Origin of the sequence: Kocuria oceani, assembly GCF_029524215.1 — a bacterium.
GTDB classification, from domain to species: domain Bacteria; phylum Actinomycetota; class Actinomycetes; order Actinomycetales; family Micrococcaceae; genus Kocuria; species Kocuria oceani.
The window spans coordinates 1-22,092 of record NZ_JARAMH010000033.1 but is presented as its reverse complement, the minus strand read 5'-3'; the positions used below and the strand labels follow the sequence as shown (position 1 = coordinate 22,092).

Sequence of the window (22,092 nt, the reverse complement as noted above, 5' to 3'; positions counted from 1 at the left end):
TGCCGGCTCACCACCGTCGCGAACACCGGAAGCGAGGTGACCACCGACCCCCTGACAGCCCTCACCGCCTGACCCCTACATGAAAGATCGCTACACCACTCTGAGGGGCTTGACCTAGTGCTCGGCCCCTTTTGCGTTCATATAGACATTCATTGAAGCAATACAACCCGTACAGGTTGCGAATAGCTAACACCCCCGGGCATGGGAAAAATCCGCAACGGGGGCACTCCCCCCACCCTTTACCGCGCCCCAGCAGGGCGCAGACCACACGACGAAAGGCAAGACCGATGACAACGACACCTGAGCTATGCATCGTGGACAAGTGCAACAAGCCGATTCACGGACACAACCTGTGCATCAATCACTACCGGACTGATAGCAAGTACGGCACGCCTACCCCTACTGCTGAGCAACGTAAGGCCATGCGTAAGAGGCCAGAGCCTAGGGCACCCAAGCCCATGCGGCTCTGTGAGGTACCGGGGTGCGGACGTAAGCACAAGGCGCTTGGCTTGTGCCATGCGCACTGGCAGCGGGCCTACACGACTGGAGATGCCAGGCCGGATGAGCCGATCACTCCGGCGAACCGTGACCCTTTCGCCCGTCTCGCAGAGAAGCTAAAGCCGGGCGAGTACGGCTGTTGGTTGTGGACTGGACTGACTGACGATGATGGCTACGGCCTCATGCACTACGGGGGTAGACCACAGCGCGTGCACCGCGTGAGCTATGAACTGTTCACCGGGCAAGAGCTGACGCCGGACGTAGAGCTAGACCACATCTGCCAGGGCACTTTGAACTGTGCCAATCCGGCCCATGTCCAGGCGGTCACTGGGGCGCAGCACAAGGGCATCACAGTCCAGCGTCGCAAGATCAGCAAGGCTGACGGGGTGATCTTTGTGCCTGAGCGTCACACGATCAACGCAACGCAACTCATGTTCGGATGGGAGCACGGGCTACCTATCGAGTTCGGGGGAGCGGCGTTCATCCCGCCGCTGAGTGACTGACTCCCGTTGTGACACAGTGTCTTGCATCCCTTGGCTTGGGAGACAGATTTGCGTAAGACACTTCCCTGAGCGCGATCCCTTAATTTGCAAGGGCTCATCTGTCTCACAACTATGTACTTCAAGTATTGCCCCATTTTGCTGTACTCGAAGACTGTTGCGAGACACTTGGGTGTCTCGTGCGACAGGGCGAACCTGACCGGACAAAGCAGTGCCCCCGATCCCATGACGGGCCGGGGGCATCACTCACGCCGTAGTGCTGATCGGCTTAGGAATCGATCTTGAATGTCACCAGGCCGCGCGATGAACCGGAGTAACTGGGGTCGCACTCGAAGTGCACCCGCTCGTCACCGATGAGCATGTCGAACGCCAAGATGGGCAGGCGTCCCTCCGTGCGCGTCGAGTTGTGCCGGTACTCGTAGCTCACCAGCGTGCCCGCAACGCGCTCGCCCTGGTGGTACTTCACGGTCACGAACTTGCCGAGGGCCGAAGGGGTCAGTCCTCCGTGGTGGATGTCCTGAACTTCCGTCAATGGTCTGCCTAACTACTGGGGGGCTTGCTTACCCTTCTACTGTAGAAACGGCAGGGGACAGTGCTTGCTAAACGCGCCGTGTCTTATGCACGTTGCGGTGGCCCAGGGTGTACACGGCGGCGGCGCTCCCCGGCCGGTCGGCGAACGGGTTGTCGTCCGGGACCGTGCCGTCGGGGTGCAGCCGCAGCGTCTTGCCCCCGAGCGAGCCGAGGTCCTGCGGGTTCTCGCCCTGGGCGGCGTCCCCGGTGCCCACGCGCAGGGTCCCGTCCGGGGCGAAGCGCAGCCGGCAGCCGCTGTGCCGGCCGGTGCTGATGGGCAGCCCGTCGACCACCGTCCCGGTGCGCTCGGCCGCCCGGGCGGAGCCGTCGAGCCGCCAGCGGGTGACCCGGACGTCGCGCGGCCCGCCGTCCTCGGTGCGCGTCGCGTGGCACAGGAAGAACTCCCGGGTCCGGTCGAACTCCAGGGACACCGCCAGCCCCATCAGCCCCGCCTCGCTGCCCACGAACAGGTCGTCCAGGTCGGCCGCGACCTCCCGGGTGCCCTGCGCGTCGTGGGCGAGCAGGCGGCCGCCGCGCTCCGTGACCAGGGCGGTGCCCCCGGGGGTCAGGGCCACGTCCCAGGGGTTGCTCAGCCCGTCGACGACGGTCTGCACCTCCAGGTCCGGGGCGCCGGCCGGGGCGCCCAGCTGCTCGCCGGCGGGTCCGAGGCCGCCCGCGGCGCAGCCGGTCAGCAGCAGCGCGGCGCACGCCGCGCCGGGACCGGTCCGGCGGGCGCTCACGGGTGTCCCCCGTTCCGGTGCTCCGGCGGGGTGCCGGGGGCGGTCGCGTCCGGGCAGCGCGCGGGCGCCCACACCCGGCTCTCCCGGCGGGCGAACTCGCGCAGCGAGGTCGGCGCCCGGCCGGTGACGGCCCGCACGTCGCCGGTGAGCCGCCCGGCGAGCCCCAGGCGCGCGGTCGCGTGGATGGCTGCGGTCGTGGCCGCCATGGCGGGGTCCATCCCCAGCTGGTGACGGGCGTGCCGGACATAGGCCCGGATCCCCGGACGGGTGTAGGCGATCGTGCGGCCGAGCACCTCGCCCAGCACCGCCGCCGCCTCGTCCCAGGTGAGGGCCTCCTCGCCCGTCGGCGTCCAGATCCGTCCGGCGTGCGCCCGCGGGTCGAGCAGGACCCGCGCGGCGACGGCGGCGACGTCCCGGGCGTCCACGAAGGCCGTCCGCCCATTCCCGGCCGGCACGACGATCCGGCTCCGGTCCCTGATGTCCGCGGCGAAGACGGTCGTGAGGTTCTGGTCGAAGTAGGACGGGCGCAGGAACGTCCACGCCAGGCCCGAACGGCGCAGCCACCGCTCCGCAGCCGCGTGCGGGAGGACGGGCACGAGACCGGCGCCCTGCACGGACAGCAGCACGACGTGCCGGACCCCGCGCTCCCGGGCCCGGACCAGGGCCGGCACCAGGTCGCGGCGCACGTCGGCGAGCTGCGGCGGGCGCACCAGGAACATCGTGCGGACACCGGCGAAGGCCGCGTCCCACGTCCCGGGGTCCGAGAAGTCGAACCGGACGCCCTCCGGGTCCCGGGGGCGGCGGGCGGCCGGGCGCACGGCCGCCCCGGCCGCCCGCAGCGCCTCGACCAGGGGACCGCCCACGTTGCCGGTGGCGCCCGTGACCAGCACCGGCGCGCTCACGCGGGCCTCGGACCGGCGGTGCTGCGGAGTGCCGCCGCCGTGACGGCGGCGGCCCCGGCCGTCACGGCGATCATCGGCGGCTGGAGCCACGGGGTGCCCTGCGTGCGCACCCATAGCCCGGACAGGGCCGCGGCGCCCACCACTGCCCGCTGCCGCAGCGCGTCCCGGTCCCCCATGGTGTGCTCCTCTCCACCGTCCAGCATCCTCCCCTCGCCGCCCGCGCGGTACCCCGCGGACAGTCACGTTCTGCTGGAAAAATCAAGTGCTGAACCGTGACCGGGGGCTCAGTAGGATGGGCCGGAGCCACCGGATCTTCCTGATTTCCCTGGTGGCTGGGCCGGTGCGGGGGCGATCTCGCGCCGGCCCGCTCATGCGCCGGCGCGAGATCGCCCCTCCCCGGGTTCCCCGGCATCAACAGGTCCGCTCCTGCGCCGGCAGCACGCCCTGGAGCAGGTAGCCGTTGACGACCTCGTCCACGCAGAGGTTGCCCCGCAGGTAGGAGCCGTGCCCCTCCCCCTCCCGGGTGAGCAGGTGCCCGCCCGCCAGCTGCTCGGCGAGCGCCTCGGACCAGGCGTAGGGCGTGGCCGGGTCCCCCGTGCCGCCGACCACGAGGACGGGCCCGGCCCCCGCCCCGTCGACCGGCGCCGGCGGGGAGACCGGCTCGTGCGGCCAGGCCCCGCAGTAGGCCTCGTCGTGGCTGAAGTAGTCCCCGAGCGTGGGGGCGGCCTCCTGCAGGCGCGCGTCCAGGGCGGCCATGGCCGCGGGGCTGTCGTCCACCGGGTAGTCCAGGCAGTCGATGGCCGTGTTCGCCTCGTTCGCGTTGGAGTACGTCCCGTCGGGACTGCGCCCGTAGGCCGAGTCCGCCAGGAACATCAGCGCCGTTCCGTCCCCGTGGTCCAGGGCCCGGCCGAGGGCGTGGCCCAGGAGCCACCAGACCCGGTCCTCGTAGAGCGGCCTGATGATCCCGGCGACCGCGTCGTCCACGGTGAGCGGCCGGCCGTCGGCGGTGGGCAGCGGCTGCGTCTCGAGCCGCTCCAGCAGGGCGTCGATCTCCGCGACGGCCTCGTCCACGGTGCCCTCGAGCGGGCAGCCGTCCTGCGGCAGGCAGGAGGCGGCGAAGACCCGCAGGGACCGCTCGAAGCCGGCGGCCTGCTGGACGCTGAGGTCGGCGATGTCCAGGGCCGGGTCGACCGCGGCGTCCAGCACGAACCGGCCGGTGCGCTCCGGGAACAGTTCGATGTAGGCCGCGCCGAGCGCGGTGCCGTAGGAGTAGCCGAGATAGGTCAGCCGGTCGTCCCCCAGGACGGCGCGCAGCAGGTCCAGGTCCCGGGCTGCGCTGTCGGTGTCGACCTCCCCCAGGAGCGGGCCGGTGGTGGCGGCGCACGCCGCGGCGAACAGCTCGGCCCGCGCGGTGAGCTCGGCGAGCCCCTCCGGGGTGTCCGGGTCCACCGGGTCGGCGCGCCAAGCGTCCACGGTGGGCCCGTCCACGCAGTCCACCGCGGTGGAGGACCCCACGCCCCGGGGGTCGAAGCCCACGACGTCGTAGGCGGCGCGCACGTCCGGGTCCAGGCCGGCCGCCCACCCCTCGATCGCCGCCGTGCCGGAGCCGCCCGGGCCGCCGAAGTTCACGAGCAGCGAGCCCTGCGGCGCGGCCGCGCCGGTGCTCGGCACCCGGGTGAGGGCGAGGTCGATCACCCCGGCGGCGGGGTCGGCGTGGTCCAGCGGAGCGCTCACCGTGGCGCACTCGGCGGCCACCCCGCACGGGGTCCACACGATCTCCTGCGCGTAGAACGGCTCGAGCCCGGGCGGGGCCTGCGCGGTGACCACCGGCGCGGTGCGCGGGACCGCGCCCGCCCCGGTGACCGGGGCGGCGGCGAGGAGGACGGTGAGGGAGAGCACGGCTGCTCCCGCGCGGGCTCGTGCGCGGTGGAGCCGCCGCGCACGGGTGCGGGGCGGAGCGGAAATGGCGGTGGGCTGGCAAGGGTGCACGGCACATCACGTCCTCGGGACGGGCGACCGGGATGCGGATCGGGATCGCGCGACGGCGCGGGCCGACCGGTGCCCACCGGTCTCGCGCGCGCCCGGACGACCGGACGTCCCGGTGCGCCGCCGGGTCCGAGCGCTCGCGACCAACTGTGCAGTGACGAGGGGCTTCAGGGTAGAGGCGCCGCGCGGCGGGGGTCAACGATGTGTCGGCGCCGCCCCCGCCGCACCCGGGTCCCCGGTGGGAGGCAGCGCGGCGGGCGGCCCGCCCACGGCGCAGTGCGTCGGCGCGACCCCCGCCCGCGGCGGGACCGGCCGCCCGGCCGGGGGCCCCGCGCGGGAGGCGGCCTGCTCGGCGGGGGTCCGGACGAGCAGCGCCGACAGCAGCCCGCCCACGACCAGCGTCCCGGCGCAGACCCGGGTGATCAGCACGAACGCGTCACGGACCCGCTCGGGTTCGGCCAGGCCGCCGTCGCCGAGCCCGCCGAGCAGCGGCAGCGCGGCGACGGCGAGCAGGCCACCGGTGCGGGCGACGGCGTTGTTCACCCCGCTGGCCAGCCCCGCCTGCTCCTCGGGCAGTGCTGCCAGGACGGTCGCGGTCAGCGGAGTGACGATCAGGGTCAGTCCGGCCCCGAACACGGTCGTGGGCACCAGGACGTCGAGCGTGTAGTCGGCCCCGGGCCCGATGCGGCCCAGCAGGGCCACGCCCAGCCCTGCGACCAGGGGGCCGAGCGTCATCAGGGGACGGGGGCCGGTCCGGCTCATGAGGGCGCCCACCGGGGCGGAGAACACCAGCATGAGCAGGGTGACGGGCAGCAGGGACAGGCCGGCCGCGAGCGGGGAGAACCCCGCGCCCACCTGCAGGGCGACGACGAGGGCGAAGAACACCGCCCCCAGGGCCGCGTAGACCAGCAGCGTGATGGCGTTCACCACGACGAACAGGCGCACCCGCAGCACCGCGGGCGGCAGGACCGGGGCGCGCGACCGCCGCTCCCACAGCAGGAACCCGGCCAGCAGCACCAGGCCCCCCGTGAGCAGGCCGAGGGGAGCGGGGGCGCCGGGGCCCGCCTCGGCCGCCGCGGTGAGCCCGTAGGTCAGCGAGCCGAGGGCCAGCACGAGCAGCGCGGAGCCGGGCAGGTCCGGCCGTGCGGCCGCCCCGGGATCCCGGGACTCGGGCACGCAGCGCAGGCTGATGACGACGACGGCCAGCGCGAGCGGCAGGTTGATCAGGAACACCCAGCGCCAGCTCACGGCCTGCACCAGCCATCCGCCGAGGAACGGGCCGACCGCCGCGGCGACCCCCGTGAGGCCCGACCAGGCTCCGATCGCCCGGGCCCGGTCCTCGGGCGCGAACGAGGCCTGCAGGATCGCGAGGCCGGCCGGCGTCAGCAGCGCCCCGCCCACGCCCTGCGCGGCCCGGGCGAGCACGAGGACCGTGATGTCCGGGGCCAGGCCGCACAGCGCGGACGCCGCGGCGAAGACCGTCACCCCCACGAGGAAGATCCGGCGCCGGCCGTACCGGTCCCCCAGCGCTCCACCCAGGAGCACGAACGCGGCCAGGGTCAGGGCGTAGGCGTTGACGACCCAGGTCAGCCCGGCCGTTCCCGCCCCGAGGTCGGCCCCGAGGGAGGGCAGGGCGATGTTCACGACCGTCGCGTCGAGGAAGGACAGCGCCGAGCCGAGGACCGTCGCGGTGAGCACCCACCGGGCGCGGGCCTGCCCCCAGGCCAGCGGCGCCGGCGGGCGGCCGGCCGGACCGGTAACGGCGCGGGCGGAGGAGTCGTTCATCGCGGCAGGACCTGGTGCTTCCCGGGGGGCGTCACCGGTGGATGTGCCGGCGCCAGTCGGCGGGCACCGCCCCCGCGGGGCCGGGGACCGGCTGGTCCTCCGGCCGGTGCTGCGGCGGGGCGAGCTCGGGGCCCTCCACGAAGGTGCCGGTGGCGTAGTCCCACCACCAGGACTCCCCCGGCTCGAAGCTGCGCACGTACCGGTGGCCCGTCCGCCGGTGGTGGGCGGTGGCGTGCTGGGCCGGGGAGGTGTCGCAGCACCCGATGTGCCCGCACCGGGCGCACCGGCGCAGGTGCACCCACCAGCCTCCGTCCGCCAGGCACTCGGCGCACCCGGTGCCGCTCGGACCGGCGCCCACGTCGATGTCGTCCTCGGCCATGCCGACCACCCCCGCGTCGCGGGCCGCCGCGCCGCGCGGCGCCCGGCACCACTGTCCCACGCCGGCGGGTCCTCGACCAGCCCTGGAATTCCCGGCGGGGCACCCGCACACTGGGCGGAGGAGGACGCCATGAACCACGCCGCTTTCCCCGAGATGCCCTACGAGCCCTGGCGGGAGACCCGCGAGACCCTGCACCGGTTCCTGCAGGTGGTCGGCAAGGTGCGGCTGGCGGCCGCGCCCCGCCGCAACCACTGGTGGAACGTGCCGTTCCACGTCACCGGGCGGGGCCTGACCACCCGCCCGATGGGCCGCGACCCGGTGTTCACGATCGACCTCGACCTGCTCGACCACCGCCTGGACCTCAGCACCGCCACGGGCCTGAGGCACTCCTTCGCCCTCCCGGGGCTGTCCGTGGCGGCCTTCCACGACCGCCTGCTGCACGCCCTCGGGGCCGCCGGGGTCGAGGTCGCCATCGCCGACCCCCGCCCCTTCGACCTGCCCGACTCCGGGCGTCCGTTCGCCGAGGACACCGAGCACGCCGTCTACGACCCCGCCGCCGTGACCCGGTACTGGCAGGTGCTGGGCCAGGTGAACCTGCTGCTCGAGCGGTTCGCCGGCGAGTGGTCCGGCAAGACCAGTCCCGTCCACCACTTCTGGCACACCTTCGACATCGCGGTGACCCGCTTCGCCGACACCGCCGTGGACGTCCCGCCCGGCGCGGACCCGGTGACGGGCGAGGCGTACTCGCGGGAGGTGATCAGCTCCGGGTTCTGGTTCGGCGACGACGCCTTCCCCGAGCCGGCCTTCTACTCCTACACCGCCCCGGAGCCGGACGGCCTGGCCGCCGAGCCGCTGCGGCCGGACACGGCGCGGTGGGCCGAGCGCGGCGGGAGCCATCTGGCGGTCCTGCGCTACGACGACGTCCGGGGGCTGGCCGACCCGCACGGCGCCGTCCTCGAGTTCTGGGACAGCGCCTACCGGGCCGGGGCGCGCCGCAGCGCCTGGGACTTCTTCCACTACGACTGCCCGGGCGGGGTCACGGACCCCCGCGTCTGAGGGACGGGGCCGGCGGTGCTCAGCCGCTCTGCCGGGCCTGGCGCCGCGGGTCGAAGAACTTCCCGAGCACCACGGTGTCCTGCACGGCGTAGCCGAGCCGCTCGTAGAAGTCCCGCGTGCCCGCGTTGCCGGTGCGCACCATCAGCTGCATCTTCGGGATGCCGCGCCCGGCCACCCACTGCTCGCACGCGGCCATCAGCGCCCGGCCCAGGCCTCTCCCCCGGTGGGAGGGCCGCACGGCCACGTAGTACACCCAGCCCCGGTGCCCGTCGTGGCCCACCATCGCGGTGCCCACGAGCCCGTCCTCCTCGACGGCGGCCAGCACCGTGGACGAGGGCCCCGCCAGGGCCCGGGCCAGGTCCGCCCGCGGGTCGTTCCACGGACGGGTCAGCCCCGCGTCCTCCCACAGGGCCACGGCGTCCTCGCACAGGTGCTCGGGCAGTCGGTCGACGATCATGCGGCCTCCTTCGACCGGCCCATGCTCTCACGCGTCGCCGCGCCGAGCGGGCGTTCTCGCCCTGCGATAACGCGTCTGGCCCGTCGTGGTGATCTGCCTCACACTCGGTGGTGACACCCGGCAGCGCCGACGAGGAGGAGACCCATGGTCTATCCCGCGAAGTACTCCGCCCTGAACGCCCTCGCCCTGACGGACGAGGCGAAGCGCACCCTGACGCGGATCGTGCGGGTCGCGTTCCCGCACCCGCAGCTCCCGGACGGCCCGTACGAACGGATGACCGAGAAGATCGTGGCGGAGGCCGAGAACTCCACCTGGTTCCGGATGGCCCTGACCCAGGGGCTGCTGACCCTCGACTCGCTGAGCGAGGAGCCGTTCGTGGACCTCCCCGACGAGGCCGCCCTGAACGTGCTCAAGCGGATCGCCGACCTCGAGTTCTTCGGGTTCATCCGCCGCACCACCGTGCTGCACCTCTACGACGACCACGAGGTGTGGGAGGCCCTGGGCTACGAGGGCGAGTCCTTCTCGAAGGGCGGCTATCTGCACCGCGGCTTCGACGACCTCGACTGGCTGCCCGATCCGCGCGTCGAGGAGTCCGAGGAGGAGCTGCCCGAGTGCGGCCGCCTCGGCTACCCGGTGGCGAGCGCCGCCCCCAAGGAGGGATGGAACCTGGACCAGCAGGGCGCCTCCGAGACCACCGAACAGCCCTTCAGCGACCTCTTCAAGGGGTCGGACGTCGTCGAGCCGGGAGAGACCGCATGACCACCACGCCCCAGGACCAGCAGCGCTCCGCCCGGATCGAGCTGGACGACGACTCCGCCGTCGTCGTCATCGGCTCCGGCGCCGGCGGGGGAACGCTGGCCCACGAGCTGACCGAGAAGGGCATCAAGGTGGTCCTGCTCGAGGCCGGGCCGCACCTGACCAGCGAGGACTGGGTCAACGACGAGTGGGAGGCCTTCCACCAGATGGCCTGGCTGGACCCCCGGACCACCACGGGGTCCTGGCGGATCGCGCGGGACTTCCCCAACCTCCCGGCGTGGCTGGTCAAGGCCGTCGGCGGGACCACCACCCACTGGTCGGGGGCCACGCCGCGGTTCAAGGCCCACGAGTTCCGCACGCGCAGCGTCTACGGGCGCGTGGACGGCGCGAACCTGCTGGACTGGCCGATCACGCTCGAGGACCTGGCCCCGTACTACGACCGCGCCGAGCGGAAGATCGGCAGCACCCACCGGCACGGCCGTCCCCCGCTGCCCGCGAACAACAACTACAAGGTGCTCGCGGCGGGCGCGCAGCGGCTCGGCTACCGGCACTACGCGACCGGCCCGTACGGGACCAACGCCGAACCGTACGACGGGCGCCCGGCGTCCGTCCAGGACGGGTTCAACTTCCAGGGCGACAAGAACCGGTCCAAGTGGTCCACGCTCGTCTCGGAGATCCCCAAGGCCCTGCGCACCGGCTGCCTCGACCTGCGCGCGGACTGCCACGCCGTGCAGATCACCCACACGGACAGGGGCCTGGTGGACAGCGTGGTCTACGTGGACGGGGACGGCCAGGTGCAGCGGCAGCGGGCACGGCTCGTGGCCGTGGCGTGCAACGCGATCGAGACGCCGCGGCTGCTGATGCTCTCGGCGTCCCCCCTGTTCCCGGACGGGCTCGCCAACTCGTCGGGGCAGCTGGGCCGCAACTACATGCGCCACACCACCGGATCGGTCTACGCGCAGTTCGACCGCCCGGTGCACATGTACCGGGGCGAGACGATGGCCGGGATCGTCGCCGACGAGTCCCGGCACGACGTGGACCGGGGGTTTGCCGGCGGCTACTACATGGAGACGATCTCCCTGGGGCCGGCCTTCCTGGCCAGCTTCGGGGACCCGGGCGCGTGGGGACCGGACTTCGCCGCCCTGCTCGACGGCTACGAGAACACCGCCGGGATGTGGGTGGTGGGCGAGGACATGCCGCAGGAGACCAACCGGGTGACCCTCAACACCACGGTGACCGACCACCTGGGCCTGCCCGTGCCCAACGTGCACTTCGACGACCACCCGAACGACGTCGCGATGCGCAACCACGGCTACCAGCAGGGCTCCCTGCTCTACGAGTCCGTGGGCGCGGTGTCCACGCACCGCACTCCGCCGTACCCGGCGACGCACAACATGGGCACGGCGCGGATGAGCGAGCGCCCCGAGGACGGGGTGACCAACGCGTTCGGCCAGAGCCACGACGTGCCGAACCTGTTCGTCTCCGACGGGTCGCTGTTCACCACCGGGGCGGCGGCCAACCCGACGCTGACGATCGTGGCGCTGGCCACCCGCCAGGCCGACTACATCGCCGAGCAGCTGGCCGGCCGGCACCTGTAGCGCCGCCCCGCGGCGGGGGACCGCTCAGTCGGCCCGGCGGGCGACCGGGCAGTCCTCCGCGGCGCGCAGGGCCCGGCCCACCCGGTCGGCGGCGTCCCGCAGCACCGGCACGATCGCCCGGTGCCGCCGCTCGAAGTCCGGCGGCCGCAACGACACCGCCACGGAGCCGAGGGTGCGGCCCGCGGCGTCGAGCACGGGCGCGGCCAGGCAGGAGGCTCCGGGCACGAACTCCTCCCGCTCCACCGCGATGCCCTCGGCGCGCACCCGCCGGAGCTCCCGGTGCAGGGTCTCCGGCGTGCGCAGCGTCCGCTCCGTCAGGCCGGGCATGCCGTGGCGCTGGAGGTACTCCGCCACCTCGTCCCGGTCCATCCGGGCGAGCAGGATCTTGCCGAAGGCCGTCGCGTGGGCCGCGTCGGTGAACCCGAAGTCCAGGGGGTCGAGACGTGGCCGGCGCGGGGAGTCGACCACGTGCGCCACCACGACGGCGTCCCCGCGGTACACCGCGAAGTAGGCGGCGGCGTCGGCCGAGGCGTGCAGGTCGCGGACCGCGCGCCGGACCGTGCCGGGCGTGCCGACCTGCTGGCGCAGGGACGTGTCGAGGGCGTGCACCTTGTAGCCCAGCCCGTAGCGCCGCTGGTCCCTGAGGTGAACCACGTGCTCGGAGGCCACGAGCGTCTGCAGCAGCCGGTAGACCGAGGGCAGCGGGATCCCGAGCGCGGCGCTGATGTCCTTGGCCGTCGCCCCCCGGGGGTCCCGCGCCACGACGTCGAGCAGCGCGAAGGCCTTCTGGACGGAGGCCAGGCCGGCGTCACGTGTGGTCATGCCTCATATTGTGGCGGTCGGCGTTGCACGTGCCAATGGCCCGGGAGCGCCGCCCCCGGGCCACGGACGGTCCAGCGGAGTCCTCAGCGGACCCCTCGCCGCTCGTCGCGGCGCGGACTCACTCGACGGTGATCTCGCCCATCCGGTTCCAGCCCTGGGCGGAGATCGTCTCGCTGATGATCTGCGGGGTCTCCACGAGCGCCTGGGGTGCCTCCGCCGTGAACGTCCGGAAGTGCTCGCTGTTGACGTGCGGGCCGGCGGCGTCGTCCTCGAAGGCCTCGACGAGGACGAACTCGTTCGGGTCGTCCACGCTGCGGGACCAGTCGAACCACAGGTTGCCCGGCTCCTGGCGGGTGGCTTCCGTGAAGTCCCGCGAGAAGTCGATCCAGCGCTCCGACCACTCCGGCTTCACCTTGAACTTGACGACGATGAAGATCATCCCTGCTCCCTTCTCGGCGGACGCCCGGGGTGCGGGGCCCGGTGCTCTCCTGGTCAGTGTCGCGGTCCGCGGCACGGCCCGCCAAGGCAGGTTATCGCGGACCGATAACCCCGGGGCGCCCCTCGGCCCGCCGGTGCCCGGCGGCTCCGGCCCGGGTCCCGGGGCCGGGCGGCAGGAGACGCCGCCCGGGTGAGATCATGGGCCCATGAGCCGAAACCTCACCACCGCCCTCGTGGACGACCTGCGGGCACGCATCGTCGACGGGCGCATCGCCCCCGGCGAGCGCCTGCCCAGCGAGAGCAGCCTGATCGCCGAGCACGGGGTGAGCCGGACGGTGGTCCGGGAGGCCGTCGCCCGGCTCCAGGCCGAGGGCCTCGTGCACACGCGGCGGGGCAGCGGCAGCTTCGCCCTCACCCCGCCGGCCGCTCCCGCCGGGGCCGGGCGGCCCGTGCGGACGCTGCGGGACCGCCGCAGCCTGCTCGCCTTCCGCACCGGGGTGGAGTCCGAGGCCGCGGCGCTGGCCGCCACGGCCCGCGACGAGCAGCAGCTCGCCCGGATGGAGCAGGAGCTGCTGCTCACGGAGCAGGACGCGGACCACCCGGCCGCCGCCCTGGAGCACGACTTCGAGTTCCACCGGACCGTGGCCGAGGCCAGTCACAACCCCTACTACGTCGACGCCCTGACCGGCCTGGGTCCGGCCATGATCACCATGCCGCCGCGCCGGCTCGACGGCGCCGGGCCCGGCGGCCGCACGGCCCGGGTCGTGGCCGAGCACCGGGCGGTCCTGGACGCCATCCGGGCCGGTGACCCGCTGGCGGCGTCGGCCGCCATGCGCCTGCACCTGGCGAACTCGCTGTGGCGCCTGGAGGCCGAGGCGGGCGGTCCCGTGAGCCGCACGGCCGTCCCGGTCGAGGACTGAGCCGGGGATGCGCGAGATCGAGGTGGTCGCCGGCACAGCGGTGTCGCCGGTGCAGATGCTGCGGGCCCTGCGGGACCAGCCCGGGCTGGTGGCCCTGTTCGGGGACTGGGACGGCGGGGACGCCCTGATCGGCTTCCGGCCCGTGCACGTGCTGGCCCCGGAGGAGGACCCCTTCGCCGCCCTGGACACGGTGCCTCCGTCGGCCGCTCCGGGCACGGTGGCCCCGCTCGCGGAGCCGGGCACGGTGCCCGTGCCCGCGGCCTCGGGCACGGTGGCCACGCCCGCCGGCCCGGACACCATGGCCCCGCTCGCGGCCTCGGGCACGGCGCTCCCGCTCGCCGACCCGGGCACGGTGGCCCCGGGGCCGGCCGGGGCGAGGGCGGACGGGCCCGGCGCCGCGGCGGCCGGCCCGGGCTGGATCGGGTACCTCGGCTACCAGCTGTCCCGGCGGCTGGAGCGCCTCCCGGCGCCCCCGCCGCGCCCGGCGCGGCTGCCGGAGCACCACCTGGGCTTCTACGACCACGTGCTGCGCCGGCGGGCCGGCCACGGGGACTGGGTGCTCGAGCGGTGGCCCGGGGCCGATCCGGCCCGGACGGCCGCGGCCCGCCGGATCGTCCGGGAGGCGCTGGCGGGCCCGAGCGGCCCGGAGGCCTACCGGTGCGGGCCCTTCCGCGCGGACGCCTCCGCGGCGGAGCACGCCGCCGCCGTGACCGCGGCGCTCGGGCACATCCGGGACGGTGACATCTTCCAGGCCAACATCTGCCGCGGCCTCGAGGCCGGCTTCGAGGGCGACCCCGTGGACCTCTTCTGCGCCGGGCACGAACGGCTGGCCCCGCGCTTCGCGGCCTTCCTGCGGCTGCCCGGCGGTGCCGTGGCCAGCCTGTCGCCGGAGCTGTTCCTGCGCCGCACCGGGCGTGCCGTGCTCAGCTCCCCCATCAAGGGCACCGCGCCGGCCGTCACCGACCCGGCGGAGCTGCACGCCTCGGCGAAGAACCGGGCCGAGAACGTCATGATCGTGGACCTGATGCGCAACGACCTCTCCCGGGCGTGCGTGCCCGGGTCCGTGCGGGCGCCGGCCGCACCCCGGGTCGAGCCGCACACCGGGGTCCACCACCTCGTGGCGGACGTGCGGGGCCGGCTGCGTGCGGGCCTCGGCGACGGCGACCTGCTGCGGGCCACGTTTCCGCCCGGCTCCTGCACGGGTGCCCCCAAGATCCGGGCCATGGAGATCATCAACGCGCTCGAACCGGCCGGCCGCGAGGTCTACACGGGCGCCGTCGGCTGCGCCGGCCCGCGCGGCCTGGTGCTCAACGTGGCGATCCGCACGTTCGAGTTCACCGGGAACCGGGTCCGGCTCGGCGTGGGCGGCGGGATCGTGGCCGACTCGGACCCCGCCGACGAGGCCCACGAGACCCTCGTCAAGGCGGTGCCCCTGCTCGACGCCGTCGGAGCGGAGCTGGACGCCGCCCTGCGGCAGGACTGGGACCTGCACGGCGCGCCGAGCGCGCCCGGGCCGGCGGACCGGGCCCCGCTCTTCGAGCTGCCGGCCCCGGCCCCGCTGCGCGCCCAGGGCGTGTTCACCACTCTCCTCGTGGAGGAGCGGGAACCCGTCCAGCTCGACGCCCATCTGCGCCGCCTCGGCGCCAGCTGCCTGGCGTGCTGCGGCACGGAGCTGCCGCGGGGCGTCCGCGAGGAGGTGCTGGGGCACGCCGCCGGGCTGACCGGCCCCCACCGGCTGCGGATCGCGGCGGCGCCCACCCCGGGAGGAACCCTGGACGTCCGGGTGACGGCCACGGCGCTGCCGCCGGGACCGGTGCCCCCGTGGCGGCTGGTCCCCGTGCGGCTGACCGGCGGTTTGGGCGCGCACAAGTGGGCGGACCGGCGGGTGCTCGTCCACGAGCCCGAGCCCGGGCTGTGGTCGCGCAGCTGCGACCCCCTGCTGGTGGACGCCGACGGCACGGTCCTGGAGACCGGTCGCGCCAACGTCTTCGCGGTGCTCGGCGGCACCGCGGTCACCCCGCCCGCGGACGGCCGCATCCTGCCCGGGGTGGTGCGGGCCCGCGCGCTCGAGGCCCTGCGCCGATCGGGGCGCCCGGTCGACGAGCGGCCGCTGCGGCTCGGGGAGCTCGCCGCGGCCACGGAGGTGTTCGTGACCAACTCGGTGGTCGGCGCCCATCCCGTCGGCTCCGTGGACGGGGTGGCCCGGTGGGAACCGGGCCCCGTCCAGCACTCCCTGACCCGCGCCCTCCGCCGAGGGCGCGGGTGACCGCGGGTGACGGCGAGGGCGCACGGGCGGGTCGCCGTCACCTGCGGCCTCGACGTGAGGCGAGGAGAGGTGGGACGGAGTGAGGGCGGCGGGGCGGGTCAGAAGACGATCGTCTGGCGGGCGTGGCGGACGACCCGGTCCTGGCAGTGCCACAGCACCGCGCGGGCGAGCACCTGCCGCTCCACGTCGGCGCCGCGCCGGGCGAAGTCCTGGGCGGTGTCCCGGTGGGAGACCCGCACCACGTCCTGCTCGATGATCGGTCCCTCGTCGAGGTCCTCGGTGACGTAGTGGGCCGTGGCGCCGATGATCTTCACGCCGCGCTCCTTGGCCTTGCGGTAGGGCTCCGCGCCCACGAAGGCGGGCAGGAACGAGTGGTGGATGTTGATCACCGGCACGCCCACGGCCTCGAGGAACGGCGAGGAGAGGATCTGCATGTAGCGGGCCAGCACCACGAGGTCGACGTTGCCGTCCAGCAGCCGCAGGTGCTCCGCCTCGGCGACCGCCTTGTCCTCGGTGGGGACGTGGAAGAAGGGGATGCCGAAGCCCCGGACCTCCTGCGCCAGGTCCGGGTGGTTGGAGACGACCATCGAGATCGTCACGGGCAGCTCGCCGCGGCGCTGGCGCCAGATGAGGTCCAGCAGGCAGTGGTCGGACCGGGAGGCGAAGACCGCCACCCGCCGGGGCGCCGAGAGGTCCGTGAACCGCCACTGCAGGTCGAAGCCGCCCGTGAGGGCCGCGGCGAGGTCCTGCTCGAGCACGGGCCGCAGCGCCGGGTAGGCGGGCAGGTGGAAGACCGTGCGCTGGAAGAACGCCCCGCCCTCGGGGTCGTCGGAGTGCTGGTCCAGCGCCACGATGTTCGCCCCGTGCCGGGCCAGCACGGAGGTCACGACGGCGACGATGCCCGGCTGGTCCCGGCCGTGCACCACGAGGCTGGCGTGGTCGGGGCGGAGCACGGACTGCTGCGGAGGCCTCATGGCGCCACCCGCTCCCCGCCGAACTGCCGGACCCAGCAGGCCGTGGCCCCCAGCCCGCCGAAGGTGTAGAAGTGCAGCCGCACCGGACCGTGGGCTTCGGCGTCGTAGCCCGCGGCGAGGTCGTGCAGGAAGCGGTCGGGACCCGCGGTGCCCAGCAGGTGCGTGAGGGAGAGACCGTACTTCTGCGCGATCCCCGCCGAGGTGGCCACGCCGAAGCGGCGGGCGTGGCCGAGCAGCCGGCGGACCCCCGCCGGACCCGGCACGCCGATCCGCACCGGGGCGTCGATCCCGCGGCGGCGCGCCTCGGCCAGCCACGACAGGACCGGGGCGGTGTCGAAGCCGAACTGGGTGATCACCGTGGCCTCGAGGCCCTGCTCGCGCAGGGCGGCCGTCTTGGCCGCCAGCGCCGACCACAGGACGTCGTCGTCGACGGCGGGGTGGCCCTCCGGGTAGCCGCCGATGCCCACGCCGCGCACGCCGTGGCGCTGGAGGGCCCCGCTGCGGATGACCGCGAGGGCGTCCTCGTAGGGACCCTGCGGGGTCCCGGGGTCACCGCCCACGACGAGCACCTGCTCGGCGGCCCCGGCCTCCGCGAGGTGCACGAGGAAGGCGTCGAGCTCGTCCCGGGAGCGCAGCCGCCGCGCCGAGACGTGGGGCACCGGCACGAACCCGTGCTCGCGCACGGCCCGGGCGGCGGCCACGCGCAGCGCCGGATCCTCGTGAGCGAGGAACGTGACGTTGATCCGGGTGCCCGGGGGGATCCCCGGGCCCGCCTCCTGCAGGGCGGGCACGTCCCGGCCCGTCATCTCCAGCGAGAAGCCCGGGAGCATCTGCACGGCGGCCGGGCTCCCGGTGGGCGTGCTGGTCGGCATGGGTCCCGTCCTCTCCACGGCGCCGGACCGGCCGGGCGCTCCGCACGGGCGTCCACGCCCGCGCACGGCAGGTGCCACCAGTATGCACAGCGCTCTCCCGGGAGGAACACCGCGCCCCGCCCAGGCCTCATCGCCGCCCCGAGTGGCTCGTGCAGAGCAGGGCACCCTGCCGGCCGGGGACGCGGCAGGAGGCGGAAATATCCTCGCACCACCCCTTGACTCGTGAGCTGGCTCACAGATACGGTTTGGAAAACGCTTTCCAGCACTCAGGACCGAGCACCAGGAGACACGATCGACATGAAGCGCACCGGACCTCTCGCCAAGGCCGTCACGGCCCTCGCCGTATCCGCCCTCGCCCTCACCGGCTGCGGCGGCGGCGACAGCGCCGCCGCCGACGGCGACGTCGAGCTCCGGTTCGCCTGGTGGGGCTCGGACACCCGCCACCAGCGCACCCAGGAGATCATCGACGCCTTCGAGGAGCAGAACCCCGGCATCACCGTGACCGGCGAGTACGGCGACTGGGCCGGCTACTGGGACAAGCTCGCCACCCAGACGGCCTCCAACGACGCCCCGGACGTCATCCAGATGGACGCGAAGTACATCCGCGAGTACGCCGACAACGGCGCGCTGCTGGACCTCTCGGACATGGATCTCGGCGAGCTCAGCGAGGACGTCGTGGAGAACGGCCGCACCGAGGAGGGCCTGTTCGGCGTGACCACCGGCGTCAACGCCATGGCCATCATGGCCAACCCCACGATCTTCCAGGAGGCCGGCGTCGAGCTGCCCGACGACACCACCTGGACGTGGGAGGACTTCTCCGACGTCGCCCAGCAGGTCACGGAGGGCAGCGACGCGTACGGCGCCGCCGGCCCGGCGGAGCCCGACACCTTCCAGATCTGGCTGCGCCAGCAGGGCAAGGAGCTGACCACCCCTGAGGGCGAGCTCGGCTTCGACGCGGCGGACGCCGCCGAGTACCTGGAGATGCAGCACCGGATGATGCAGGAGGGCGCCCTGCCCCCCGCCTCGGTCGTGGCCGAGGACCAGGCGCCCAACCCGGACCAGTCCCTGACGGGCACCAACGGCGCCGCGATGGGCGCGTGGTGGACCAACCAACTGAGCTCTGTCAGCGACGCGTCGGGCAACGACCTCGTCCCGCTGCGCTTCCCGAGCATGGACGGCACGGCGGAGGGGGCCGCCCTCTACTACAAGCCGGCGATGTTCATGTCGGCCTCCGCCCGCACGGAGCACCCGGAGGAGGTCAAGAAGTTCATCGACTTCATGGTCAACAGCGAGGAGGCCGGCCTGCTCAACCTCGCCGACCGGGGCCTGCCCGCCAACGAGTCGGTGCGCGAGGCCGTGGTCCCGGAGATGAACGAGGCAGACGCCCGCTCCGCGGAGTTCCTCGAGGAGATCGAGCCGGAGCTGGGCGATCCGACGCCGATCCCGCCGCTGGGCTACAGCACCCTGCAGGAGATCCTGTACCGCTACGAGCTGGAGGTGTTCTTCGACCGGGCGAGCCCGCAGGAGGCCGCCGAGCGGATGATCTCCGAGATGGAGTCGGCGATCAGCTGACCCGCACGCGCCGCGGGCGCCGGCCGGACCGGCGCCCGCGGCGCGGCCCGGCCCGCACCCGCGGGCCCCAGTCCCTCCGCGGCCGACACCGGCGGCGGAGGGACTTCGCACGTCCGCGCACGCGGCCGTCGACACCACGGCCGCGCAGGACCCCTCGAGCACGACCTCTAGTCATACAAGTTTCCAACTTGTACTATTCGTGGTGTCCACCCCACATCCAGCACGAGGACCCACCATGACCTACACCCCGGACGCCGTCCGCCACCTGCAGCTGTCCACCGTCACCCTGCCGCTGAGCACCCCGATCTCCGACGCCAAGGTGTTCACCGGCCGGCAGCGGCCGATGACCGAGGTCGTCTTCCTCGTCGCCGAGATCAGCACCGAGCAGGGCCACTCGGGAGTGGGGTTCAGCTACTCCAAGCGCGCGGGCGGGCCGGCCCAGTACGCCCACGCCAAGGAGGTCGCCGAAGGGCTCATCGGCGAGGACCCCAGCGACATCGCCAAGGTGTACGACAAGCTGCTGTGGGCGGGAGCCTCGGTGGGCCGCTCCGGGGTGGCCACACAGGCACTGGCCGCGATCGACGTGGCCCTGTGGGACCTCAAGGCCAAGCGGGCCGGCCTGCCGCTGGCCAAGCTCCTGGGCGCCCACCGGGACTCGGTGCGCACCTACAACACCTCCGGCGGCTTCCTGCACGCCTCCCTGGAGGAGGTCAAGGACCGCGCCACGGCCTCCCTCGAGGCCGGCATCGGCGGGATCAAGATCAAGGTGGGCCTGCCCGACTCGGCGGAGGACCTCCGGCGCGTGGCCGGCGTGCGCGAGCACATCGGGGCCACCGTGCCCCTCATGGTCGACGCGAACCAGCAGTGGGACCGGGCGACCGCCCTGCGCATGGGCCGGAGGCTCGAGGAGTTCGACCTCACCTGGATCGAGGAGCCGCTGGACGCCTACGACGCCGAGGGCCACGCCCGGCTCACGGCCACCCTGGACACCCCGATCGCCACCGGCGAGATGCTCGCCTCGGTCGCCGAGCACGTGCGGCTCATCGACGCCCGGGCCTGCGACATCATCCAGCCCGACGCCCCGCGGGTGGGCGGGATCACGCAGTTCCTGCGCCTGGCCGCCCTGGCCGACCAGCGCGGCCTGGACCTCGCCCCGCACTTCGCCATGGAGATCCACCTGCACCTGGCCGCCGCCTATCCGCGCGAGCCCTGGGTGGAGCACTTCGACTGGCTCGACCCCCTCTTCGAGGAGCGCCTCGAGACCCGCGACGGCCGCATGCTGGTCCCCGCACGCCCCGGACTGGGCATCACGCTCAGCGAGCAGGCCCGCGCCTGGACCACCGACAGCGCAGCCTTCGGCACCGCGTAGTCGAGCACGGCCCGGGGTCGCCCGGTCCGCCCGAACACGTCCGCACCACCTCTTGACCCGTGAGCTGGATCACAGCTAGTGTTGGGAAAACGCTTTCCACCATCGCCCCGACCCAGGAGACACGATCGACATGAAGCGCACCGGACCTCTCGCCAAGGCCGTCACGGCCCTCGCCGTGTCGGCTCTCGCCCTCACCGGCTGCGGCGGCGGCGACAGCGCCACCGCCGACGGTGACGTCGAGCTCCGTTTCGCCTGGTGGGGTTCGGACACCCGCCACCAGCAGACGCAGAAGATCATCGACGCCTTCGAGGAGGAGAACCCGGGCATCACGGTGACCGGCGAGTACGGCGACTGGTCCGGGTACTGGGACAAGCTGGCCACGCAGACGGCCTCCAGCGATGCCCCGGACGTCATCCAGATGGAGGAGAAGTACATCCGCGAGTACGCCGACAACGGCGCGCTGCTGGACCTCTCCGACGTGGACGTGAGCGAGATCGACGAGGGCGTCGTGGAGAGCGGCCGCACCGAGGAGGGCCTGTTCGGTGTGGCCACGGGCGTGAACATCATGGCGCTGGTGGCCAACCCGGCGCTGTTCGAGGAGGCCGGCGTCGAGCTGCCGGACGACAGCACGTGGACCTGGCAGGACTACTCGGACGTCGCGGCGCAGATCACGGAGAACTCGGACGCCTACGGGGCCAGCGGACCGAACGAGCCGGCGGGCTTCCAGATCTGGCTGCGGCAGCAGGGCAAGGAGATGACCACCCCCGAGGGCGAGCTCGGCTTCGAGGTGGCCGACGCGGCCGAGTACCTGGAGCTGCAGAAGCAGCTGATCGAGGACGGGGCCCTGCCCCCGGCCTCGGTGCTCACCGAGGACCAGAGCCCGGGCCCGGACCAGTCCCTGACGGGCACCAACGGCGCCGCGATGGGCATGTGGTGGACCAACCAGCTGAGCGCCCTGAATGCGGCGTCCGGCAACGACCTCCTCCCCCTGCGCTTCCCCAGCACGGACGGCGCCGAGGGCGGGGCGCAGCTCTTCCAGAAGTCTGCGATGTTCATGTCCGGCTCCGCCCGCACGGAGCACCCGGAGGAGGTCAAGAAGTTCATCGACTTCATGGTCAACAGCGAGGAGGCCGGCCTGCTCAACCTCGCCGACCGCGGGCTGCCCGCCAACCAGTCCGTCCGCGAGGCGGTCCTCCCCGAGCTGGACGAGGCGGACACCATGGCTGCCGAGTTCATCGAGGAGGTCCAGCCGGAGCTCGGTGACCCCCTGCCGATCCCGCCGCTGGGCTTCAGCTCCCTCCAGGAGATCCTCTACCGCTACGAGCTGGACGTCGCCTTCGACCGGGCGAGCCCGCAGGAGGCCGCCGAGCGGATGATCTCCGAGATGGAGTCGGCGATCAGCTGACCCGCACGCTCCGCGGGCGCCGGCCGGGCCGGCGCCCGCGGCTCCACCTGGGCGGCACCCCGCCGAGCGCCGACCATCCGTCCCTTCGACCGTTCAACCACACTCTCCTTCTTCTTCTCCTTCGGATCGTCCGGCACGTGCCTGCCGGGAAAGAGGCTTGTTCCATGTCTGCTGTGCGCTACGCGAATGTCACCTGTCAGTACCCGGGGGCCGAGCGGCCCTCGGTC

At 73.6% G+C, this 22,092-nt stretch carries 21 protein-coding genes; 9 read left to right on the top strand and 12 right to left on the bottom strand.

The annotated features are described in order from the left end of the window. Positions 1-707: 707 nt before the first annotated feature. A complete protein-coding gene (locus PU704_RS19240; protein ID WP_277552684.1) occupies positions 708-1,001 on the top strand; it encodes a hypothetical protein in 294 nt (97 codons plus the stop codon). 265 nt (positions 1,002-1,266) lie between these two features. Here the strand turns inward: PU704_RS19240 and PU704_RS19235 are convergent, their stop codons facing one another. From PU704_RS19235 to PU704_RS19205, 7 genes are all read right to left on the bottom strand, one after another. After that, complete coding sequence (locus tag PU704_RS19235) at positions 1,267-1,530, bottom strand: hypothetical protein (protein ID WP_277552682.1); 264 nt, start codon at positions 1,528-1,530, stop codon at positions 1,267-1,269. Positions 1,531-1,597: 67 nt separating this feature from the next. After that, on the bottom strand, positions 1,598-2,308 hold the full coding sequence (locus PU704_RS19230) for a PQQ-dependent sugar dehydrogenase (RefSeq protein WP_277552680.1): 711 nt from the start codon (positions 2,306-2,308) through the stop codon (positions 1,598-1,600). Continuing rightward, on the bottom strand, positions 2,305-3,210 hold the full coding sequence (locus tag PU704_RS19225; protein WP_158041243.1) for an NmrA family NAD(P)-binding protein: 906 nt from the start codon (positions 3,208-3,210) through the stop codon (positions 2,305-2,307). The genes PU704_RS19230 and PU704_RS19225 overlap by 4 nt, the downstream gene beginning before the upstream one ends. Next, positions 3,207-3,413 (bottom strand): hypothetical protein, encoded by a 207-nt coding sequence (locus PU704_RS19220; RefSeq protein ID WP_277552676.1) that lies wholly within the window; start codon positions 3,411-3,413, stop codon positions 3,207-3,209. The genes PU704_RS19225 and PU704_RS19220 overlap by 4 nt, the downstream gene beginning before the upstream one ends. 208 nt (positions 3,414-3,621) lie before the next feature. Further along, complete coding sequence (locus PU704_RS19215; protein ID WP_277552675.1) at positions 3,622-5,109, bottom strand: alpha/beta hydrolase; 1,488 nt, start codon at positions 5,107-5,109, stop codon at positions 3,622-3,624. A gap of 282 nt (positions 5,110-5,391) precedes the next feature. Beyond that, positions 5,392-6,981 carry an MFS transporter gene (locus PU704_RS19210; protein ID WP_082157343.1) on the bottom strand — a complete coding sequence of 530 codons (1,590 nt, stop codon included), beginning with the start codon at positions 6,979-6,981 and terminating at the stop codon, positions 5,392-5,394. Between the two features lie 31 nt (positions 6,982-7,012). Beyond that, positions 7,013-7,360, bottom strand: coding sequence for a UBP-type zinc finger domain-containing protein (locus PU704_RS19205; RefSeq protein ID WP_156270200.1), 348 nt, complete (start codon positions 7,358-7,360; stop codon positions 7,013-7,015). Between the two features lie 129 nt (positions 7,361-7,489). Here PU704_RS19205 and PU704_RS19200 point away from each other — a divergent pair, with 129 nt between their 5' ends. Then, positions 7,490-8,416: a DUF5996 family protein gene (locus tag PU704_RS19200; RefSeq protein ID WP_277552672.1), complete on the top strand. Its 927-nt coding sequence runs from the start codon at positions 7,490-7,492 to the stop codon at positions 8,414-8,416. 19 nt (positions 8,417-8,435) lie between these two features. On the opposite strand, the gene PU704_RS19195 is transcribed toward PU704_RS19200, so the two are convergent. Next, positions 8,436-8,873 (bottom strand): GNAT family acetyltransferase, encoded by a 438-nt coding sequence (locus PU704_RS19195; RefSeq protein ID WP_047803218.1) that lies wholly within the window; start codon positions 8,871-8,873, stop codon positions 8,436-8,438. A gap of 144 nt (positions 8,874-9,017) precedes the next feature. On the opposite strand from PU704_RS19195, the gene PU704_RS19190 reads away from it, so the two are divergent. Then, positions 9,018-9,632: a hypothetical protein gene (locus tag PU704_RS19190; protein WP_047803219.1), complete on the top strand. Its 615-nt coding sequence runs from the start codon at positions 9,018-9,020 to the stop codon at positions 9,630-9,632. After that, a complete protein-coding gene (locus PU704_RS19185) occupies positions 9,629-11,227 on the top strand; it encodes a GMC family oxidoreductase (protein ID WP_047803220.1) in 1,599 nt (532 codons plus the stop codon). Before PU704_RS19190 ends, PU704_RS19185 begins: the two co-directional genes overlap by 4 nt. A 24-nt stretch (positions 11,228-11,251) precedes the next feature. Here the strand turns inward: PU704_RS19185 and PU704_RS19180 are convergent, their stop codons facing one another. Together PU704_RS19180 and PU704_RS19175 are read right to left on the bottom strand one after the other, a co-directional pair. Continuing rightward, the gene (locus tag PU704_RS19180; RefSeq protein WP_277552668.1) at positions 11,252-12,049 is read right to left on the bottom strand and encodes an IclR family transcriptional regulator; all 798 of its coding nucleotides are present in this window, start codon (positions 12,047-12,049) and stop codon (positions 11,252-11,254) included. A 118-nt stretch (positions 12,050-12,167) separates the two neighbouring features. Next, complete coding sequence (locus PU704_RS19175) at positions 12,168-12,488, bottom strand: putative quinol monooxygenase (protein WP_075872164.1); 321 nt, start codon at positions 12,486-12,488, stop codon at positions 12,168-12,170. 205 nt (positions 12,489-12,693) lie between these two features. On the opposite strand from PU704_RS19175, the gene PU704_RS19170 reads away from it, so the two are divergent. Together PU704_RS19170 and PU704_RS19165 are read left to right on the top strand one after the other, a co-directional pair. Continuing rightward, positions 12,694-13,407, top strand: a complete 714-nt coding sequence (locus tag PU704_RS19170) for a FadR/GntR family transcriptional regulator (protein ID WP_075872163.1) — start codon at positions 12,694-12,696, stop codon at positions 13,405-13,407. 7 nt (positions 13,408-13,414) lie between these two features. Then, positions 13,415-15,673: a bifunctional anthranilate synthase component I family protein/class IV aminotransferase gene (locus tag PU704_RS19165; RefSeq protein WP_277552664.1), complete on the top strand. Its 2,259-nt coding sequence runs from the start codon at positions 13,415-13,417 to the stop codon at positions 15,671-15,673. A 98-nt stretch (positions 15,674-15,771) separates the two neighbouring features. On the opposite strand, the gene purU is transcribed toward PU704_RS19165, so the two are convergent. Together purU and PU704_RS19155 are read right to left on the bottom strand one after the other, a co-directional pair. Then, positions 15,772-16,647: a formyltetrahydrofolate deformylase gene (gene purU, locus PU704_RS19160; RefSeq protein ID WP_047803225.1), complete on the bottom strand. Its 876-nt coding sequence runs from the start codon at positions 16,645-16,647 to the stop codon at positions 15,772-15,774. Next, positions 16,644-17,519, bottom strand: coding sequence for a methylenetetrahydrofolate reductase (locus tag PU704_RS19155; protein WP_277552662.1), 876 nt, complete (start codon positions 17,517-17,519; stop codon positions 16,644-16,646). The genes purU and PU704_RS19155 overlap by 4 nt, the downstream gene beginning before the upstream one ends. Positions 17,520-17,816: 297 nt before the next feature. Between PU704_RS19155 and PU704_RS19150 the strand changes: the two genes are divergently transcribed. The 3 genes from PU704_RS19150 (at position 17,817) to PU704_RS19140 (ending at position 21,865) form a co-directional block, all read left to right on the top strand. Beyond that, entirely contained in the window at positions 17,817-19,091 is a 1,275-nt protein-coding gene (locus tag PU704_RS19150; RefSeq protein ID WP_047803227.1) for an ABC transporter substrate-binding protein, read from the top strand. A 235-nt stretch (positions 19,092-19,326) separates the two neighbouring features. After that, entirely contained in the window at positions 19,327-20,460 is a 1,134-nt protein-coding gene (locus PU704_RS19145; protein ID WP_277552659.1) for an L-talarate/galactarate dehydratase, read from the top strand. A 130-nt stretch (positions 20,461-20,590) separates the two neighbouring features. After that, positions 20,591-21,865 carry an ABC transporter substrate-binding protein gene (locus PU704_RS19140; RefSeq protein ID WP_277552658.1) on the top strand — a complete coding sequence of 425 codons (1,275 nt, stop codon included), beginning with the start codon at positions 20,591-20,593 and terminating at the stop codon, positions 21,863-21,865. Positions 21,866-22,092: the final 227 nt, after the last annotated feature.

Excerpts from the sequence above, each read along its gene's own strand:
- PU704_RS19220 (WP_277552676.1), bottom strand. The coding sequence starts at position 3,413 with ATGCTGGACGGTGGAGAGGAGCACACCATGGGGGACCGGGACGCGCTG.
- PU704_RS19210 (WP_082157343.1), bottom strand. The coding sequence starts at position 6,981 with ATGAACGACTCCTCCGCCCGCGCCGTTACCGGTCCGGCCGGCCGCCCG.
- PU704_RS19205 (WP_156270200.1), bottom strand. The coding sequence starts at position 7,360 with ATGGCCGAGGACGACATCGACGTGGGCGCCGGTCCGAGCGGCACCGGG.
- PU704_RS19200 (WP_277552672.1), top strand. The coding sequence starts at position 7,490 with ATGAACCACGCCGCTTTCCCCGAGATGCCCTACGAGCCCTGGCGGGAG.
- PU704_RS19195 (WP_047803218.1), bottom strand. The coding sequence starts at position 8,873 with ATGATCGTCGACCGACTGCCCGAGCACCTGTGCGAGGACGCCGTGGCC.
- PU704_RS19190 (WP_047803219.1), top strand. The coding sequence starts at position 9,018 with ATGGTCTATCCCGCGAAGTACTCCGCCCTGAACGCCCTCGCCCTGACG.
- PU704_RS19185 (WP_047803220.1), top strand. The coding sequence starts at position 9,629 with ATGACCACCACGCCCCAGGACCAGCAGCGCTCCGCCCGGATCGAGCTG.
- PU704_RS19180 (WP_277552668.1), bottom strand. The coding sequence starts at position 12,049 with ATGACCACACGTGACGCCGGCCTGGCCTCCGTCCAGAAGGCCTTCGCG.
- PU704_RS19175 (WP_075872164.1), bottom strand. The coding sequence starts at position 12,488 with ATGATCTTCATCGTCGTCAAGTTCAAGGTGAAGCCGGAGTGGTCGGAG.
- PU704_RS19170 (WP_075872163.1), top strand. The coding sequence starts at position 12,694 with ATGAGCCGAAACCTCACCACCGCCCTCGTGGACGACCTGCGGGCACGC.
- PU704_RS19165 (WP_277552664.1), top strand. The coding sequence starts at position 13,415 with ATGCGCGAGATCGAGGTGGTCGCCGGCACAGCGGTGTCGCCGGTGCAG.
- purU (WP_047803225.1), bottom strand. The coding sequence starts at position 16,647 with ATGAGGCCTCCGCAGCAGTCCGTGCTCCGCCCCGACCACGCCAGCCTC.
- PU704_RS19155 (WP_277552662.1), bottom strand. The coding sequence starts at position 17,519 with ATGCCGACCAGCACGCCCACCGGGAGCCCGGCCGCCGTGCAGATGCTC.
- PU704_RS19150 (WP_047803227.1), top strand. The coding sequence starts at position 17,817 with ATGAAGCGCACCGGACCTCTCGCCAAGGCCGTCACGGCCCTCGCCGTA.
- PU704_RS19145 (WP_277552659.1), top strand. The coding sequence starts at position 19,327 with ATGACCTACACCCCGGACGCCGTCCGCCACCTGCAGCTGTCCACCGTC.
- PU704_RS19140 (WP_277552658.1), top strand. The coding sequence starts at position 20,591 with ATGAAGCGCACCGGACCTCTCGCCAAGGCCGTCACGGCCCTCGCCGTG.